This is a genomic window from Streptomyces virginiae (genome assembly GCF_041432505.1).
Taxonomy (GTDB): Bacteria; Actinomycetota; Actinomycetes; order Streptomycetales; family Streptomycetaceae; genus Streptomyces; species Streptomyces virginiae_A.
The window spans coordinates 1,725,008-1,743,181 of sequence record NZ_CP107871.1; the positions used below are offsets into that span (position 1 = coordinate 1,725,008).

18 protein-coding genes and 1 pseudogene are annotated in these 18,174 nt (G+C 68.6%); 2 read left to right on the forward strand and 17 right to left on the reverse strand.

All coding sequences use genetic code 11. The annotated features are described in order from the left end of the window. Positions 1–297: 297 nt before the first annotated feature. From OG624_RS08090 to OG624_RS08100, 3 genes are read right to left on the reverse strand one after another with little or no spacing between them, the layout of a single operon-like run. Positions 298–1,818: a potassium/proton antiporter gene (locus OG624_RS08090; RefSeq protein WP_033215617.1), complete on the reverse strand. Its 1,521-nt coding sequence runs from the start codon at positions 1,816–1,818 to the stop codon at positions 298–300. A gap of 9 nt (positions 1,819–1,827) precedes the next feature. Next, a complete protein-coding gene (locus OG624_RS08095; protein WP_033215615.1) occupies positions 1,828–2,109 on the reverse strand; it encodes a DUF3040 domain-containing protein in 282 nt (93 codons plus the stop codon). Positions 2,110–2,131: 22 nt separating this feature from the next. Further along, positions 2,132–3,430, reverse strand: a complete 1,299-nt coding sequence (locus tag OG624_RS08100; RefSeq protein ID WP_033215613.1) for an SLC13 family permease — start codon at positions 3,428–3,430, stop codon at positions 2,132–2,134. 478 nt (positions 3,431–3,908) lie between these two features. Here OG624_RS08100 and OG624_RS08105 point away from each other — a divergent pair, with 478 nt between their 5' ends. Continuing rightward, positions 3,909–4,724 (forward strand): slipin family protein, encoded by an 816-nt coding sequence (locus tag OG624_RS08105; protein WP_051762643.1) that lies wholly within the window; start codon positions 3,909–3,911, stop codon positions 4,722–4,724. Between the two features lie 307 nt (positions 4,725–5,031). Here the strand turns inward: OG624_RS08105 and OG624_RS08110 are convergent. From OG624_RS08110 to OG624_RS08175, 14 genes and pseudogenes are all read right to left on the reverse strand, one after another. Then, positions 5,032–5,307: pseudogene (locus OG624_RS08110) on the reverse strand (amino acid permease); the annotation flags it as partial. Positions 5,308–5,501: 194 nt separating this feature from the next. Next, on the reverse strand, positions 5,502–6,008 hold the full coding sequence (locus OG624_RS08115; protein ID WP_033215608.1) for a gluconokinase: 507 nt from the start codon (positions 6,006–6,008) through the stop codon (positions 5,502–5,504). 36 nt (positions 6,009–6,044) lie between these two features. After that, positions 6,045–7,091 carry a glucose 1-dehydrogenase gene (locus OG624_RS08120; protein ID WP_033215834.1) on the reverse strand — a complete coding sequence of 349 codons (1,047 nt, stop codon included), beginning with the start codon at positions 7,089–7,091 and terminating at the stop codon, positions 6,045–6,047. Positions 7,092–7,726: 635 nt separating this feature from the next. Then, a complete protein-coding gene (locus tag OG624_RS08125) occupies positions 7,727–8,020 on the reverse strand; it encodes a hypothetical protein (RefSeq protein ID WP_033215607.1) in 294 nt (97 codons plus the stop codon). Between the two features lie 887 nt (positions 8,021–8,907). After that, on the reverse strand, positions 8,908–9,732 hold the full coding sequence (locus OG624_RS08130; RefSeq protein ID WP_158711735.1) for a dihydrofolate reductase family protein: 825 nt from the start codon (positions 9,730–9,732) through the stop codon (positions 8,908–8,910). Between the two features lie 52 nt (positions 9,733–9,784). Continuing rightward, positions 9,785–10,498 (reverse strand): GTP cyclohydrolase I, encoded by a 714-nt coding sequence (gene folE / locus OG624_RS08135; RefSeq protein WP_051762622.1) that lies wholly within the window; start codon positions 10,496–10,498, stop codon positions 9,785–9,787. Positions 10,499–10,645: 147 nt separating this feature from the next. Continuing rightward, the gene (locus tag OG624_RS08140; protein ID WP_033215603.1) at positions 10,646–11,008 is read right to left on the reverse strand and encodes a DUF488 domain-containing protein; all 363 of its coding nucleotides are present in this window, start codon (positions 11,006–11,008) and stop codon (positions 10,646–10,648) included. Positions 11,009–11,050: 42 nt separating this feature from the next. Further along, positions 11,051–11,527: a VOC family protein gene (locus OG624_RS08145; RefSeq protein ID WP_244290655.1), complete on the reverse strand. Its 477-nt coding sequence runs from the start codon at positions 11,525–11,527 to the stop codon at positions 11,051–11,053. Between the two features lie 135 nt (positions 11,528–11,662). Continuing rightward, positions 11,663–12,145 (reverse strand): hypothetical protein, encoded by a 483-nt coding sequence (locus OG624_RS08150; RefSeq protein ID WP_033215599.1) that lies wholly within the window; start codon positions 12,143–12,145, stop codon positions 11,663–11,665. After that, the gene (locus OG624_RS08155) at positions 12,142–13,959 is read right to left on the reverse strand and encodes a glycoside hydrolase family 15 protein (protein ID WP_033215584.1); all 1,818 of its coding nucleotides are present in this window, start codon (positions 13,957–13,959) and stop codon (positions 12,142–12,144) included. The genes OG624_RS08150 and OG624_RS08155 overlap by 4 nt, the downstream gene beginning before the upstream one ends. Next, on the reverse strand, positions 13,956–14,435 hold the full coding sequence (locus OG624_RS08160; protein ID WP_033215582.1) for a universal stress protein: 480 nt from the start codon (positions 14,433–14,435) through the stop codon (positions 13,956–13,958). Before OG624_RS08160 ends, OG624_RS08155 begins: the two co-directional genes overlap by 4 nt. Continuing rightward, entirely contained in the window at positions 14,432–15,523 is a 1,092-nt protein-coding gene (locus OG624_RS08165) for a PP2C family protein-serine/threonine phosphatase (protein WP_051762620.1), read from the reverse strand. Before OG624_RS08165 ends, OG624_RS08160 begins: the two co-directional genes overlap by 4 nt. A gap of 786 nt (positions 15,524–16,309) precedes the next feature. After that, on the reverse strand, positions 16,310–16,585 hold the full coding sequence (locus OG624_RS08170; protein WP_033215581.1) for an MGMT family protein: 276 nt from the start codon (positions 16,583–16,585) through the stop codon (positions 16,310–16,312). 7 nt (positions 16,586–16,592) lie between these two features. Next, positions 16,593–17,120 carry a DUF488 domain-containing protein gene (locus tag OG624_RS08175; protein WP_033215580.1) on the reverse strand — a complete coding sequence of 176 codons (528 nt, stop codon included), beginning with the start codon at positions 17,118–17,120 and terminating at the stop codon, positions 16,593–16,595. A gap of 276 nt (positions 17,121–17,396) precedes the next feature. Between OG624_RS08175 and OG624_RS08180 the strand changes: the two genes are divergently transcribed. Further along, positions 17,397–18,161, forward strand: a complete 765-nt coding sequence (locus tag OG624_RS08180) for a uracil-DNA glycosylase (RefSeq protein WP_051762618.1) — start codon at positions 17,397–17,399, stop codon at positions 18,159–18,161. Positions 18,162–18,174 lie beyond the last annotated feature (13 nt).

The window sequence follows — 18,174 nt, forward strand, 5'->3', positions numbered from 1 at the left end:
CGCTCATGCTGATGTACGGAGGTACACATGCTCACCGTTGTACAGGCGGCCACGATCGCGATGGCCCTTGGAGTCGGGACCGCCGGCGTCTGGACGATCGTGACCGGCCGTGTCGCCTTCCCGTGGCTTCGCCGCAGCGTGCGGCGGCCGGTTGTCTGGGGCGTGGGAGCGCTCGTCATGGCGGGGGCGCTCGCGGGGGCGCCCGCATTGCCCTTCACGGCCTTCGTGCCGCTTCTGATGGCCGGTGTCGCCCTGGTCGGATTCGCGCAGGTCTCCCGCCCGTCAAACGCGCCTAGGTCACTCGGTGCCGCCACCGACCGGTTCGGACCTGCCGTGTTCGCCGAGCCAGCGGGCGAGTTTGCCCCGGCGGCCAACAGCGCGCAGCCTGCGCTCGGTCGCCTGCCGGGTCGCCGAAGTGGTGACCAGGAGCAGCTCATCGCCGGCGGCGAGGACCGTGTCAGGGCCGGGTACCTGGGTGACGCCGCCGCGGACGAGAAGGGTGATCACCGCGGGCGGTGGGAGCCGTAGTTCGAAGACGGCGACGCCGTGGAGGCGTGAGCCGGGCGGGATGGTGACGGTCAGCAGGTCGGCGTCGAGGACGTCCAGGGGCGCGCTCTCGACTTGGATCTCCCGCACGGCCCCCGGCCGGGCGATGTGCAGGAGGCGGGCGGCGGCGGGCAGGGTGGGGCCCTGGACGAGGGTGAAGACGACGACGAGGACGAAGACGATGTTGAGCAGGTGCCGGGAGCCCTCGACGGCCGCGACGATCGGGAACGTGGCCAGGACGATCGGCACGGCGCCGCGCAGGCCCGCCCAGGAGATGAAGGCCTGTTCCCGCCACGGCGTGCGGAAGGGCAGCAGGCAGGCGGCGACCGAGACGGGGCGGGCGATCAGCAGCAGAACCAGGCCGACTGCGAGGGCGGGCAGGACGGCTGAGGGAAGTTCGCTGGGGTCGACGAGCAGGCCGAGCATGACGAACAGGCCGATCTGGGCGAGCCATCCGGTGCCCTCGGCGAAGGAGCGGGTCGCCGCGCGGTGGGGCAGGTGCGAGTTGCCCAGGACCAGCCCGGCCAGGTAGGCGGCGATGATGCCGCTCGCGTTGACGAAGCCGCCGGCGGCGAAGGCGATGATGCCGAACCCGACGGTCGCCAGCGGATAGAGGCCGGTGGCCGGCAGCGCGATGTGCCGCAGTGCGGCCACCCCGATCCGGCCGACGGCCAGCCCCAGCAGACCGCCGACGACGAGCTGGTAGACGACGTTGCCGAGGATCGCGGCCGGGCCGGGGAGGTCGGCGACGGCGGTGGAGAAGACCAGGACCAGGATGATGGTCGGGGCGTCGTTGAACCCCGACTCCGCCTCCAGCAGCCCCGTGGTCTTGCGCGGCAGGGGCAGGGAGCGCAGGACGGCGAAGACCGCGGCGGCGTCGGTGGAGGAGACGATCGCGCCCAACAGCAGGGCCAGATGCCAGTCCATGCAGAGGAGGTAGTGGGCCCCGGCGCCCGTGACCGCCACGGACACGGCAACCCCGGCGGTGGCCAGCACACCGGCCGGTGCCAGCCGGCGCCTGACGTCGGGCCAGTGCGTGCTCAGGCCGCCCTCGACGAGGATGACGGCCAAGCCCGCGGTGCCCAGGGACTGGGCGAGCTGCGCGTCGTCGAACTCGATACCGATCACGTCCTCGCCCGCGATCACACCGACGGCGAGGAACAGCAGCAGGCTCGGCAAGCCGAGCCGGTGCGCGGCCCGGGCGGCGGCGATGCTGGCCATGAGGACGACACCGCCCACCAGCAGCACCAGATACAGCTGCTGCAGCGTCACGGCATACCCCTAGGACCTTGGCCGGCGCAGGCGGCGCAGGCGGTTGCCCTCGAGGAGGTTCACCGCGAGCGCGGCCATGATCAGGCCGGCCGCCAGCAGCAGCCCGTGCGGGACCAGTACCCCGGTGACCACGGCGGCCAGGGCCAGCAGCATGGCCAGCCAGGCCCGGCCGCGCCGGTACTCGCGGGGCCGTCGGGGGCGGCCCTTGCCCAGGCCGCGGGCGAAGTGGGGATCGTCGTGCCACAGCGCGGCTTCGAGGTCGGCGATCCGCTCGTCATCGTAGTCGGTCATGGCCTTGCCTCCTTTCCATCGGTCAGGCGAGTGCGAAGTAGCGCAGCCACACGTACGCCCCGGCCAGCACGGTGGTGACGGCGGTGACGACCAGGCCGTATCGGCTGAACTGCCAGAAGGAGATGTGGTGTCCGGCGCGGTCGGCGATGCCGACGGTGACGACGTTGGCGGAGGAGGCGATGATCGTGGCATTGCCCGCGAGGTCCGCACCGAGGGCGAAGGACCACCACAACACCTGCGCCTGCTCGCCTCCTCCGGAGGCGGCGACGATCTCGGAGACGACCGGGCTGGTCGAGGCGACGAAGGGGATGTTGTCGATCACCGCGGACGGCACGATCGACCCGAAGAGCAGGGCCATGCTCGCCCCGAACAGGTTGCCGTCCAGTACGCGGGCAGCGGCCTGGCCGAGGTCGGTGAGGACCCCCGTCTGGACCATGGCGCCGACCATCACGAACAGGCCGGCGAAGAACGCCAGGGTCTCCCACTCGACGTCCGCCGCGACCTTGCGCGCATCCAGCCGGGAGACGGCGAGGAGGATCAGACCACCAGAGATCGCGACGACCGACGGCTCCAGGTGGAGGGTGGTGTGCAGGACGAAGCAGGCCATCACGATGGTGACGACGATGCCGCTGACGGCCAGGAGCCGGGGGGCGGTGATGGCGTCCCGCTCGCGCATGGCCATGACGTGCGCGGCCCGCTTGGGGTCGTGGGAGAACGCGCCGCGGAACATCCAGCGGGCCATCACCGCGAACACCACGACCAGCAGCGCCGCGATGGGCGCCATGTGGAGCAGGAAGTCGTTGAAGGAGAGCCCGGCGCGGGAGCCGATCATGATGTTCGGCGGGTCGCCGATCAGGGTGGCGGCGCCGCCGATGTTGCAGGCCATCACCTCGGCGATCAAGTAGGGCACGACCGGGACGCCGAGCTTGGTGCAGACCGCGATGGTTACGGGGGCGATCAGCAGGACGGTGGTGACGTTGTCCAGCCACGCGGAGAGGAACGCGGTCGCGAGGATGAGGAGCACCATGAGCCGGTAGGGGCGGCCGTGCGACCGTTTGGCGGCCCAGATCGCGACGAACTCGAACAGGCCGGTGCGTTTGAGGACGGAGACGATCAGCATCATGCCCAGGAGCAGGAAGATGACGTTCCAGTCGATGCCGGCCACGTCGGAGAAGAAGGCGTGCTCGGGGCTGGTCGCCCCGATGAGCAGCATGACGACCGCACCGCCCAGGGCTGCGGCGACCCGGTGGACCTTCTCCGTGGCGATCAGTACGTAGACGGTCCCGAACACCGCCACGGCCAGCCACGCGGTGACACTCATGACGGGCCTGCCCAGCAGATCCGGGGGTGAGGCGGCGACGGGGGCGGGGTCGTCATCGGCGCGGCTCCGTTCACAGGTGCTGCCACGAGCACCCGCCCCGCGAGGGCCCGCCCACAGCGGGTGCTCCAGGTCCCCACCATCACCTGGCGCCCCTGCCCGGCGCATCGGGGCCAGCACCCATCTTCACGACCGACGCGGAGGGACCTCCCGTTGGCAGCCCCCGCTGTGAGCGGTCGCGGTGGCAGGCTCCGCGCCCCGAACCGGTATGGGCGACAACAGCTCCCTTGGACCGGCCAGTGCCTCGCATGCAACGCGCACACCGCCGCGGCACGCACGGCGCCGGCGATGGCCGCTCGCCGGAATGCACCGCCCGCTGCCTCGTACGGTCGACGGGCCTCCGAGTGCTCCACCCAGCACAAGGTCAAAGAATGGCAAAGAGGGCATATCCAGGAGAGAGGATGCAGGGAGATGGTTCGCCATGGTCCAGGAGCTGCTGACCGCACTGGCCCTCACGGGCGCCGCCGGTGCGCTGTACGTGGCAGCGGCAGCCCGGGTGGTCAGGCAATATGAGAGGGGCGTTGTGCTGCGCTTCGGTCGCCTGCGCGGCCAGGTCCGGGGGCCCGGGTTTGCCATGGTCGTTCCGGGCGTGGACCGGATGCACAAGGTGAACATGCAGATCGTGACGATGCCAGTGCCCGCCCAGGACGGCATCACCCGCGACAACGTCACAGTCCGGGTGGACGCCGTCATCTACTTCAAGGTCGTCGACCCGGTCGACGCGATCATCCGCGTCGAGGACTACCGGTTCGCCGTTTCCCAGATGGCGCAGACCTCGCTCCGGTCCATCCTCGGCAAAAGCGATCTCGACGAGCTGCTCTCCAACCGCGAGAAGCTGAACCAGGGCCTGGAACTGATGATGGACAGCCCGGCTGTCGAGTGGGGTGTGAACATCGACCGGGTGGAGATCAAGGACGTTTCCCTCCCGGAGACGATGAAACGGTCGATGGCGCGGCAAGCCGAGGCCGACCGCGAACGCCGGGCAAGGATCATCAACGCCGATGCCGAGCTCCAGGCGTCCAAGAAGCTGGCGGAAGCCGCCGCCGTGATGTCCGACCAGCCCGCCGCCCTCCAGCTCAGGCTGCTGCAGACGGTGGTCGCGGTCGCCGCCGAGAAGAACTCCACCCTCGTCCTGCCTTTCCCCGTCGAGCTGCTGCGCTTCCTCGAACGGGCCACCCCGCCACAGTCCGCCGCACACAAGGCTTCGCCCGCTGTCACGCTGCCCAGGCCCCCATAGCAGGGAGACGGCCGTCCGGATCCCCAGCATCGAACGGCACCAGCCCCGCCCTGCCTGACGGAATGCCAGAATCCGCGGTGAACCGGAGGGCCGCCTGATACCGGGGAGCCTGCACGGGGGTCAGGCCACCCGCGCGTACCCCTCGGCCCCGGCGCGGCCCAGGCGAACAGAGCCCATGTCCCCTTCTGCCACCCACCGTCGGCGGGCCGGGCGTGATCTTAGCGCGGCCCGCCCGCAGCTATGCGCGGGCCAGTGACCTGCGGCAAGGGCGGCCTTTGGAGATAACATCACGGCAGCACCAGGCGCGTGTGCGGAAGTGCTGGTGCTCGACGCGTTCGCGGCGCAGGACGAGGACGGCGATGTTGACGACCGTGAAGACGCACAGGAGCAGGAAGGCGGTGGTGTCGCCGAGGCCGGCGATCTCTCCGGTGGAGACCAGGCCGATGGCGAGGAGCGAGACGAAGACGATGCCGACGACCGGGGTACGGCGCCTTGGCAGGACACGGCCCATGGCGCGGGGCAGGATGTGTTCGTTGGCCATGCCCGCCATCATGATGTTGATCAGGGTCGAGTTCGTGACGGATCTCTGCCCAGTCCTCACGAGGATCACCCTTCCCCCTGGCCTTGATCACCAAGGCCAGATTCAGACGAAGAGCACCACGTGGATCACTTTTGATACGCCGTCAGAGGGCCCGAGTGCAACCGTCGCCGAGAGATGCCGTTCCTTGGCCGGCAGGCAGTTCGCGGGGCTGGGGCGGGCTGCGCAATGCAACCGGTTCAGGAGGTGACGGCGGCATGAGCCAGGGCAGCGGTCTCCTGCGGCGTACCGTCGATCGGGATGGCCGCGCCCGTTTCGTCGTCGCCCAGCGGTTCGAGGTCGGCAAACTGCGAATCGAGCAGACCGGGCGGCATGAAGTGGCCCTTTCGCGCAGTGATCCGTGCGGCGATCAGCTCGGGCGAGCCATCGAGGTGCAGAAAGAAGACCTGCGCTGCGGCGGAGGCCAGCCGGTCACGGTAGCGCCGCTTCAATGCTGAACATGACACCACTCCACCGCCCTCCGCGTGATCGGCCAGCCACCGTGCGATCTCGTCCAGCCAGGGACGGCGGTCTTCGTCGCCGAGCGGATGGCCGGCTCGTATCTTCGCCACATTGGCTGCCGGGTGGAAGTCGTCCGCCTCGGCGTAAGGAACACCGAGGCGCTGCGCCAGCAGCTGGCCCACCGTGGTCTTTCCCGAGGCCGACACGCCCATGATCACGACCAGTGGAGCGGTGTTGTGAGACATCCGTCCAGGCTAGGGCCTGCCTTCGGGTCTTGCCCGCTACAGGTCGATGACGACCTTGACGTCGTCCGGCTGCGGCGTGAACGCTTCTGCCGCGCGCTCCAGCGGCACCCGCCGGGTGATCAGGCGCTCAAGCCATGACAGGTCGGCCGTGGCCAGCGCGTCGGCAGCCTGGCGGTAGTGGCGCAGGTTGGCGTTGACCGAGCCCACGACCGCGTCGTTCTCCAGCACGATCTCCCTGTTGATGGCGCCCGCGTCCACGCTCACCCTGCGGCCGGCGGGCGACACACCGGTCAGGCACACCACCCCGTAGGGCGCGGTGCCCGTCAATGAGGCGAAGACGAGCTCGCTCGCGCCCGTGGCTTCGATGACGACATCTGGGCACACATCGGAGATGACCTGCTCAATGCCCTCGGCGTGGAAAGCGGCACCCAAGTCCCGTACCAGAGCGGGCTTGGGCCCTTCGGTCACCCGATCGAGTACATGAACCTCCAGTCCGCGCTGTGTGCCCAGGAGGGCGGCCAGCAGGCCGATGGGCCCCGCACCGGTCACCAGGGCGCGACGCGGCTCGAACCACGAGCGGGCACCGACACGCTCGACCTGTTCCCATGCCTTTGCCACCACGGTGGTCGGTTCCATGAGGACCCCGACGCGCTGCAGATGCGGCTCCAGCTTCACCGCGTAGCCGGCTTCCACGCACCACACCTGCGCGCCATATCCGTCGATCTCCTTGATACCGCGTTCGGTGTAGCGGCCGTTGCGGCACATGTCGAACTCGCCGCGTGCGCAGGCCCCGCACGGCTCAGGGTCCGGTCGGCGCACCACTCCGGCAACAAGGTCACCGGCCGAGAAGCCGCTGCCAGGTGGCGCCTGCCGCACCCGCCCGAGTGATTCATGCCCCAGTACCAGCCGCTCACGGCCCGGAGGAGCCCAGCCGTACTCGCCTCGGGCGATCTCCCTGTCCGTACCGCACACCCCCACCACCAGGCCCTGCACCAGCAGCTCGCCGGTCGCCGGGACGGGGTCGGGCACATCCCTCACCTCTAGGGATTCCTTCTCACCGGGCCGCACGGTCAATGCACGCATCGCCAACCTCATCCCCTCTCGTCCGTCGGCGCGTGAGGTCCGTACGTGCCGCTGCTTGACGTCTGTCCCGCCGTGGTCCTCCCGCTCAGAGCTTTTCAGCACCAGCCTGCCGGGATGGAGCGACACGTCCGTGCGCCGCTGTGCTGCCACCCGGAAGGGATGAGCAGCTCACGTGCTGGTGCGTGCGACGTGGGCCCGTTCCGCTTCATGAGCTGTCCATCGCGGTAGGGGTCACACCCATACTGGGAGACAGTTACCCGCGAGGATCCGGGTGAAGTCTGGTTGTCGCCTTACCTGGAGCGGGTGCGGCGGCGGGTGTCGAGACTGAGGAGTTCAAAGCTCGGCACTCGATACTCCGCCCCCTGCTGGACTACGGCAGGGGTTCATTTGGGGAGCCGGTTCGCACTGCTGCCGGCTGGCTCAGTCCGACGCGCTGGCGGACACTGTCCTGCCCCGCGGGACGCGACCTGGCAGGCGTAGGGGTCACCTGAAGGCACCCCGTCCCGTATCACGCACCGCTGCTGGGCGAAGCACACAAGGCCTGCGGATCCTTGCAGTCGCGGGCCACAGCGCGGCAGGGTGCGCCCGGCCGGCCGCGAGCGAGGTGCGGCAGTCTCCCTATGCGCCCGTGCCGCTCAGGAAGATGCCAGGCGTTCCCGCAGTTCATTGAGGTAGCCGTCATAGGCCGCAGCGACATCCTCCAGATCAATCATCGGAGGAAGGTCCATGACTGGCTGATGCTCGAGCAGGAACGCGGCCGTCTCTCGGACGACGAATTGCTCGGCGGCGCTGTCGACGCCCAAGTCCTTCAAGACGTTGGGGCTGGCCCGGAACCGGAACTCAGCCTCCCTCGCGTCTCCTGGGACCCGGAGCAGGTATTCGTGGTCACCCAGCGGCTGGACGCCGTAATCTGCAGAGTTATCGGACATATCGGCACTCTACTCGCAGGCGTGAGACCCATGCGCGCCAGCCGGAACTCGGCTGCGCGCCTGCGGATCGCGGCTAGTACTCCAGCCGGACTTTGATGTTTTGCCTGGTCAACGGCTTGGGTGTGGCTTGGGCACACACCGTGTTTACTTTCTACAGGTCGTCCTGAATGCCACTTGCTGGTCGGCGATTGTGTGGGCCGAGCGTGAAAGGGGAGGGTGTAATCGCGCGCAGTCGTCATGCGGGTCGATGTTCAGATGCGCGCGGCATCTCTCCTGGTGTGGGTGGGCGCGTTTTGCCGTGCGGAGCCAGTTCTCGCCCAGTCTTGCGCAGAACGGAGCGTACGAACATGCGCCGGCGCCAGTCCGATGATGACCAAAGCGGCGTCGGACGGCCCGAACCCCAGTACGGGCCGCCCCCAGTACCCCCAGTCACCACGGGTCGAGACCGTGGCTGGAACGAGAGCTGCGCCTGCTGCAGCCCACCGCGCGTTCCATCGGCGTCCTCGGAGGCTTCGGTCGGCTCGCCGCACTGCCGGCCCTGGGGCCTCCGGTCCGTGTGGCGACGACATGGCCGGGTTGGATGCGTTGCTGGTGGGATGTCGCACCTGCCCAAGCAGCATGATGGCCATGGTGCGCCGAGCAGTTCGGGCGCTGCGGTGCTCCGACGCTGGGTTCCTGGCCGACTTTCGTGGCCATGATGGGCCGACGGCGATGGTTGATCACGTGAGGGCCAGCGGCCGTCTCGACGACACCCGCTGATTAAGGGTGGTTCGCGGATGCCCCCGGTGTCGCGGCTGCACGGCGCGTTCGGTGTTCGGAGGTGGGAGCAGGAGGTTCCACATCGCCGGCCCGCAGTCAGGCGTTCGACGGAACAACGGCGGCCTGCGTCAATTGGCCAGTGCTGGACGGCCGCGTGGCGTCCGAAGTCGGTAGCGCAGGTAGAGGTATGAGTTCTGTCGACGGGCGCTGATCAGGTCCGTCCACACCGGCCGGTTCGGCAGCAGTTCGAGCCCGGAGACGACTCCGGGACGGGGTGTGTCAGCCCGGCCGGCCAGCACTGGGGACGCCGTGAGGAACAGCTCGTCAAGCAGGCCCTCGCCGAGCAGGTATCCGATGAGCCGCGGTCCACCCTCGGTGAGCACCAGGGTGTGTCCCTGGACGCGGAGGGCCGCGAGGACGTCGGCCATTCTGAGGGCCGATCCTTCGACCGCGGTGAGTATCGCGCATGTCGGCGGCAGCCGTCCCTCCAGTCGGCGGGCGCCGACCGCGGTAGTGGCCACGAGCGCGCCCGACTGCAGCGCTGGATGCTCAGTGGGCAGATCTCCGCTCGCTGTGACGAAGACCAGTTGTGGTCGGGTGGCGCGTCCCAGGCTGCGCCTTAGCTCGGCGAAGTCGGGTGCGGCTTGAGGGCAGACATGGTCGGGCGTCCACAGGTGGCGGGGTGTGGCCCGCAACGTGCCGGCTCCGATGAGGATCGTGTCGGCGCATGCGCGCAGCAGTCCCATGACGAAGCGGTCCGCGGGTTCACGCCCGCTGATCGCCGAGCCGGAGGAAGGGTATTCGGGACCGAGGGCGACCACTCCGTCAAGGGAGGTGACGAAGTTGGCGTACACGCACGGCGAAATGAAACCCAGATCGCCGCCGTACGCCGTGGCGAGCGCCGCAGGAAGACCGAAGCCGGGTGGCCCTGCCTCCTCGTACAGCAAGTCCAAGGGGTCCAACGAACCTGCGTGTGGTCCGTCGGCGGGGTATGCGGTGCTGTCTTCAGCCATGTCCGGCCAGGCCGCGTTGACCGCACAACGTGAAGAATTCGCCCCGCAGTTGCGGATCCTCGTCGTAGGTACCCCGCCAGTGGGTGGTGCGGGTGCTGGACTCGATCTCCCGTACACCGCGCATCTGCGTACACAGATGCACCGCTTCCAAATGGACTGCAACACCGTGCGGCAGCATGATTTGCTGCAAGGATTCGGCGAGTTGGTGGCCGATGCGTTCTTGCACCGAGAAGCGGCGGGCGAACAGCCGTACCAGCCTGGTCAGCTTCGAGAGCCCGAGGATGTGCTCGTGTGCGATGTACCCGACATACGCCTTGCCGAAGAACGGCAAAGCGTGATGCTCACAGAGAGCGAAGAACGGGATCGGTCCTTCGACGATCTGGCTGATCCGGCAGTCCGACCCACCATGGCATTCGGTCTCGAAGGCGGTGACCAGCTTTTCGTCGCCTTCGTACCCGCTCGTGGCGTCGAAGAGGGCGCGCAGAAAGCGGCGGGGCGTGTCGGCCGTGGCCGCTGACCCGACGGCCAAGCCCAGCGCCTCGAAGATCTCCTTAAGGTTGCCCTCGAACCGCTGCCACTCCTCCGGGGTGATCTGCCGTGGAGACACGGCCGCCCACTCGATCTCGTCCGTGACGGGTATGAGGCTTTCCCCGACCAGCCCCGCCACGGGCGGGGGACCGTTCATCTGCGGCAGCTGATCATTCATAAGCAGCTCCAAGATGCGAGATCACCGCTGGAGTCGATCACATCCATTATCGACTGATTTCCGCATGACTGCCTGAGAACACGAAGCCACTGCGCAGCGCAGTGGCATCGGGGCGATGCGTGCACCCCGGTGCCTTCATCCCGATACTCAGCTGCGGAGCATCTCGGCAAGCACCTCGGCTTCACTGATCTCCGGATGCTTCGTTGCGGTGAGCAGCGTCAAAGTCCCGTCTTTGGCGAGGTCGCGCAGGTGCGCCAGAGCGTCTGCGTGTTCGGGATCCTTGAGCTCGGTCCGGTAGCGCCGGCTGAATTCCGTGAATCGCTCGGGGTCGTGGCTGTACCACTTGCGCAGTTGCGTGGACGGGGCGACTTGCTTGCACCACTCGTCGAGATGAGCCTTGTCCTTGGTCATCCCCCGGGGCCAGATCCGGTCGACCAGCACTCTCACGCCGTCACTCTGCGCCGGATCCTCGTAGACGCGGCGCACGTGTACCTTCCTACTACGAGCCATTGAAGGACCTCCTCGTGAGCCGGGTACTCGGCTTCCTCCGTGTCACACGTAGTAGCGAGTGATGATCTCGAGCCGCGCTACTTCGTCGGGCCCTGGATAGGCCACCAGGACCGGCAGGCCGCTGGGGTCCCGGCCTTCGATGAGGGTGAATCCCTCACTCTCCCGGGTGTAGACGTGGTCGGAGCGGGCTCTGAGTACGCGCTCGCACCGCTGGAAGTCCTCAGGGCCGTCCGCTGTCCAGATGACGTACTGCGCCCCAACGTGGCCGACCGGGTGGGCGGCGTGGGGGCCGACGGCGCGGAGGTACACCTGGAAGCCGGCTCGGCCCACGAGCAGCGCGGCGGTGGTGGTGCGTACGGTGACCTTCATGTTCAGCAGCTCTTGGTAGAAGTCCGCCGATGCGTCGTGGTCGTGGACGAACACCACGACCGATGCCAGCCGTGGCCCGCGCGTGTCCGGTCCGCTATCAGTCGGCTCCGGATGCGGGTCGCTGGGTGCCGCTTCGTGGGTATGGGGCATGAGGACCTTTCCGCCGTGACCGCGATGGCAGGCTTCAATTTTGTGCGGGTTCTTGGTCCTGATTCCACGCTACCGGGCCCGCGTACGGTCCGCCGTTACACGCTGGCGGCCCCTGGGCGATACCAGCCAGGGTGGTCAGCTTGGCCAGGCGATGAACCCTCCCACGATGGTGCCGTAGGCGAGGTGCGCGGCGAGGGTGACGATGGGTGTGCCCCGTCCGTAGTTGAGCATGAGGAAGCCTGGGGGTTCGAGCAGGGCGACATCGGGCGCGCTGGTCTGGGGTGAGCCCATGCGCGGGTGGACGAGGGGCAGCAGGATGTTGACGAGCGCGGTTGCGGCGAAAAGGCCGTGGACGAGGCCGAAGGCGGTGCCCAGCCACCAGCTGCTGTAGTCGAGGGCGGCGAAGACCGCGTAGTAGAGCAGGGCGAAGATCAGTCCGTTGACGAAGTGTGCTCCATAGCCGAGGGCCTTGGCGCGGGTCCGGTCGCTGGTGAAGGCGGTGCCCAGGAGGAACGGCAGATCGATGCGGGTGACGTTGAAGGTATTGGCTGCCCGCAAGCCCGTGGTGAGGACCAGGGTGCCGACGAAGCCGCCCGCCAGCGCGGCCCAGATGCTCATCGTGTGGCCTCCCCGATCGCGCAGGCGGCGCTGATCAGGGCCAGGTGGGACAGGCCCTGGGGCATGTTGCCGAGGAAGGCGCCCGTGGTGGGGTCGATCTCTTCACTGTAGAGGCCGACCCCATTGCCGAGGGCCACAAGCTGGTCCATCAGGGACACAGCCTCGTCGATGCGGCCGCATCCCGCGAGGGCTTCGGCCAGCCAGAAGGAGCACGCGAGGAAGGCACCCTCACGGCCAGGGACACCGTCGGAGCCGAGGTAGCGGCTGACGTAGGGGCCCTCGCGGAGGGTCTCCTGGACGGCGGAGACGGTGCCGCGCAGGCGTCCGTCGTCTTGCGGGCGGTAGCCGTGCAGCAGGCCGAGCAGGAGGCTTGCGTCCAGGTCGTCGCTGCCGGCGGAGCGCATGTAGCTGTTGAGCCGCTCGCTGAAGCAGCGGGTTTCGACGAATTCGGCGATGGCCTGTCGTTCGCGCTGCCATCGGGCCGAGTGCCGGTCCGGGATCAACTGCCGCCTGGCCAGGTCCACGGCCCGGTCGAGGGCGATCCAGCACATCATCTTGGACTGGGTGAAGTGTTCCGGTGAGCTGCGGACCTCCCAGATACCCGCGTCGGGCTGCTGCCAGATGGTGCAGACGAAGTCAGCGGTCTCGGCCAGCCGGCGGGCGATGTCGGCATCGAGTCGATGGCCCGCGGTGGTGTAGAGCCACGCGGTCTGCAGCAGCTCCCCGTAGGTGTCCAGCTGGACCTGGCCTGCGGCTGCGTTGCCCACACGTACAGGCGTCGAGCCTCGATAGCCCGACAGGGGCAGGGCCTGCTCGGGTGCCCGGGTGCCGCCGTTGAGGCGGTACAGGACGTTCAGGTGGGGGTGAGTGAGCTGGGAGGCGTGCATGAGCCACCACAGGTAGCTGGTCGCTTCCGGCGCGCAGCCCAGCTTGAGGAAGGCGTCCAGGGTGAAGGCGGAGTCGCGGATCCAGCTGAAGCGGTAGTCCCAGTTGCGCTCCCCGCCCAGCTCCTCGGGCAGCGAGCAGGTCGCGGCAGCGGCGACCGCGCCGGAGGGGGCGAAGACCAGGAGCTTGAGGGCGAGGGCGCTGCGCAGTACGGCGTCACGCCACGGTCCGGTGTAGGTGCGGTCGTCCGACCACTGCCGCCAGGTCGCGGTGGTGTGGTCCAGGCGGGCTTCGCATTCGGCACGGGTGGGGAGCACCAGTGGTTCTTGGTATGCGTAGGGCAACGCGATCAGAGCCCGGGTACCGGATTCGGCTCGGAACCGGGCGGTGACGGAGTCGGCCGTGCACTGCGGGTGGCCGGCGTCCCAGGCACAGACGGCGACGGCTTCGGCGCCGCAGACGGCCACCGGTACGCCCGCTCGGCGCGCCACGATTGGTATGCGGGCGCCGTAGCCGAAGCGCGGCTGAACGCTCCAGCTCATTGGGACGCTGCCCGACAGGCCCTCGATCCGGCGGACGAGCTCCCGTCCGGGAGCCAGCGAGGCGGTGTCGGGGAGCGTGAGGGCGTCGGTCACGCGGACGGTCCCGCCTGCGGTGGTGAAGGTCGTCTCCAGCACATTGGTGCCGGGAAGATAGCGGCGCGCCACGGTGTGCGGCACATCGGGCCGCAGGAGAAAGCTGCCGCCGCGGGCCTGGTCGAGGACGGCGGCGAAGAGGGTCGATGAGTCCAGGTCCGGCCAGCTCAGCCAGTCCACCGCTCCGTCGCGGGCGATGAGCGCGACACAGCGGCCGTCCCCGATCGCTGCGTAGTCCCGTAGCTCTGCGTAGCCATCCAGTCGTGTCGGCGCGGTGGCGACCGAGTCATTCACGATGTCCGGTCCGGCTGCCCGCCGGGCACGACGACGACGGGCAGATGGGCGTTGTGCACGACCTCGGTACTGGTGGAGCCCAGAGTGAGGCGCCCCCATGCGCCTGAGCCCCGGCTGCCGACCACCAGGAGGCAGGCGTCCGCGCTCGCGTCCAGTAGGACCTGGGACGGGCGGCCCGGCTCAACCCTGATGTCGACCTCCACCGGCTCGCCGCCGACCTGTCCCCGGGCCTCCTCCACCGCCTTGGTGACCGCTTCCAACGTGCTGTCGCGCAGCTGCGTATCCAGATCGTGGAAACCGGAGGCGGCAAACCACTCGAGACCGCTGTACCGAGTGGTGAAGTCGTACGCGCATACGGCGCGGAGGCCGGTCCCGCGCAACTGCGCCTCCTGAAGGGCGAAGCGCAGGGCCGGGCCGGAGGCTGGAGAGCCGTCGGCGCCGACCACGATCGGTGCGGGAGGAGCGGCGTTCGTCATAGCGGGTGCCTCCAAGCCGAGTCCGGTGCTCCTGTGGAATCGCTGTCGGGTGCTGTTCTGCGGACCACGAGGGCGGTGATGTCGTCCCGCTGCTCTCCTGCGGTGTGGCGGCTGAGGTCTTCGGCCAGGTAGTCGGCGACCCGCCAGGAGGAGATGTGCTCCAACGCCTCCAGGCGCTCTGCAAGGGGATAGAAGGCTCCGGTGGCGTTGCGGGCCTCGGTGACACCGTCGCTGCAGCTGATCAGGGTGGCGCCCGTTGGGAACGGGAACCACGCGACGGTTCTGGGTTCGGAAGCGAGGTCCGCCAGACCCAGCGGTACCCCGGGGTTGCCGAGCGGCACTGGAGCGACCGGTCCGGCCTTCAACAGGTGGGGTGGAGGGTGGCCGCAGTTGACGGCCTGTGTTTCGGTCGAGGTGTCGACGCTCAGGATGAGGGCGGTGACGAAGCGTTCGGGCTCGCCGGTCTGCTGGGCGAAGGCGTTGTGCCGGACCACGGCCTGTTCGAGATAGTCCACGAGCGCGGTGAGGGTCGGCTCACGCGGAGCGGCCTCACGGAAAGCGCTGAGGACGGCGAAGGCGGCTCCGATCGCGGGCAGGCCCTTGCCCTGGACATCGCCGAAGAGCAGCCGCGTGCCGTAGGGCGAGGCCACCGCCTCGTAGACATCTCCCCCGACCAGCCTGTCCGCCTCCACCGGCAGGTACAACCCGTCGACGATCACCCGGTCGGTGAGGATCGGCAGGGGCCGCAGCATCTGCCGTTGCAGAGCGACCGCCGTGGACCGGACCCGCAGCAGTTCCCGCTCCCTCCGGATCCGCCAGTGGCAGCTCACCACGCACAGCACGCCGAGCACGACTGCCAGCAGCATGACGATCCCGTAGTCGTACGACGCGGGCAGGGGCCGGTACAGCAGAACCGCGGTGATGACGATCAGCACCCAGCCCACCGCGTAGGCGGTCTGCCGCACCGTGCCGACGACCGCCGGGAACGCGGGAAGCAGGATCAGCAGGGGGATGAGCCGCACTGTGCTGTCGTCGATCGTCAGCTCCAGCAGCACGACCGGTACGGTCGCCGCGACCACATACGCCATCGGAGCTCTGACGCCACCTCCGGGAGATGACTCGGCATCGTTCCCGAAGCGCGACATCAGCGGCGCGCCGGGCGTACGGGCCGCCACACGCCGACGTATCACCCATTCAGACTCCCGTGGTCCACTCGCCGCCGCAAGGCGACGGGCTTCCTGTCGCTCCGCCACGAAGAACCGCTGCTGAACGGCACAGCACTGATGCCGAGTGTGCAGCACGCTTGGACCACGCGGTGGTCACGAATCCAGCGGCTATGGATGGACGAACGACCAGCGCATCGACGCTGCTGAGGCCGTCAGGTCAGTGGCTGCCACGGACTGGTCGAGCCGCGCGGGGGATGACGGCAGGCGGTCGAGGAGGCGCCGCGCTGCCCACCATGGTCGGCACCCGTACCGCCGCGCTGCTCGTGAGACGGCTGAAAGCCTCGAGGGCCTCCGCCGCTGCGAGCGGGTACTCAAAGCGTGGTCTGCCCATAGGACGACCAGGAATACTCAAGGGTTCACTCTCGTCGAAGTCCACGATCCCAGCGGCTTGCGGGTGATGGCCTACCCTGCCCGGACGAAGTCGCACGGCTTGAAATCATCGCCCGCTACTATTTGTGATTCCCTCCTACACCCACGTTTATGGAGGCCAGCCATGGCCCGAAGGTCAGAAAGCGGTCTGCCGGATATGACCTCCGGCCGAGGGCGACGGGGCCAGAGTGCTGGTCGACCGAGCCTGGTCCCGAGGGCTGACCAAGCAGGAGCCTCACACCCCGATGAGTGGTGCAAGCGGGTCGCACCCCGGGGCCCTCACCGATGTCGTGCACGCTCCATGTCCACCCGCGTCCCCCGCATCGGGGTCCCCTCGCGGTTGAGCAGCTCTGGTGCCTGTCCGTCGTGGCAGGCGGCCGGTGTTCCGTCGGCGTGGACGACACGCCACCACGGCACGCCGTCGTCGAGCAGACTCATCGCCCGTCCTACCTGCCGTGCGGTCGTACCGATCCGCGTGGCGATGTCACCGTAGGAGGCAGCGGACCCAGCGGGGATGGTGATGACCACCTCACGGACTTCCTCGATGATGCTCATGGTGGCCTCAGGGGTGCGCCGGATAGGTCAGGTGCCCGTTGTGGACCTGCGCGTTCTTGTTCAGGACCGCTGGCTTCGTCGTCGTGGACGACATGATGTCCACGACCTCGGCTCCTTTGACGATCAGCGCATCGGTGATCAGTCGGCGGTGACAGCGCCACGGCACCGCCTCGCTACACATGATCGCCGGCCGTTCGTGGTGGGCCAGTTCGAGCAATTCGTCCAGCCCCTCCTTGAAGGCATCGCCTGCCATGTAGTCGGCGTAGTCACGGAAGGCTTTGACCCGCCAGGCACCGTTCACGCTCGGAACGCCCTTGGGGGTGTGCCGCCGGCCGCCCAGCTTCGGGATCCACCGGTATCCGATATCAGGAGGGAGGGCGTCAATGACCGCGTTCTGGTCCCATTGCGGAAACTTCCTCGACGAGGGAAACGACCGCACATCGACCAGGCAGGTGATCTCATTGCTCCGCAACATCTCCAGCACTTCCTCGAAGTCGCGCGTCGAATGCCCCACCGTACAGATACGGTTCGTCATCCTGCCGCCTCACTCACGCCACTCGATTGCCCGCCCCACCGGCCGGCCGTCAGCTCGCCCGCACTGCCGTACAGGCCCTTCGCTATTCACCGTACGAACCCGGCAGGACACTGCGCCACCTGGCTCGACGCGCCCCGTGGACCTCGGCCTCCTGCGCCGGAACGGTCGTATCTGATGTCCTGGCCCCGCTCAGGGTGCTCTCGGACAGGCCGGGGGTTGTCCAAGGCGGAGACGTTCACCCATGCGCTACCAGTCACTGTGAAAGCGGATTGATCATTGTCCACGGAATACCCGGTGCGGGCCGCAGCCAAGGCCCGCACGCTGACCGAACTGGAGACGCGGCTGGTGCGGTGCCGCGCCTGCCCACGCCTCGTGGCGTGGCGTGAGGAGACCGCCCTCGCCAAACGTCCCGCGTTCGCTGATTGGGAATACTGGGGGCGGCCGGTACCCGGGTTCGGGCCCGCGGACGCCGCCATGATGATCACAGGACTCGCGCCCGCCGCACACGGCGCGAATCGGACGGGCCGGATGTTCACCGGCGACCGGGCGGGCGACCTTCTGTACGCGACGCTGTACGAGCTCGGCCTGGCCTCCCAGGCAACGGCCACGGGCCTGGATGACGGGCTGGAACTGTACGGAGTCAGGGTCACCGCACCCGTGCACTGCGCTCCACCCGCCAATCGCCCCACGACCGGCGAGAGGGACACCTGCCGCGTGTGGCTGGTCCGGGAGGCACAGTTGATGCAACCGACCCTGCGCTCCGTCGTCGTGCTGGGCACCTTCGGCTGGCAGGCAGCCCTCTCGGCCCTGGAGGAGGCCGGCTGGAGCGTGCCCCCGCCGCGCCCGGCGTTCGGCCACGGCGTACGGACGACATTGACGCCGGCGGGCCCGACGGGCGCCGAGGTGACAGTGTTCGGCTGCTACCACGTGAGCCAGCGCAACGTGTTCACCGGCCGACTGACCCCAGCGATGCTGCGCCAGGTGCTCGCCGAGGCTGCGTACACGGCAGGCCTCCCCGTCGAACGACCGGGCCCAGGGTGACACCCTCCGGTAC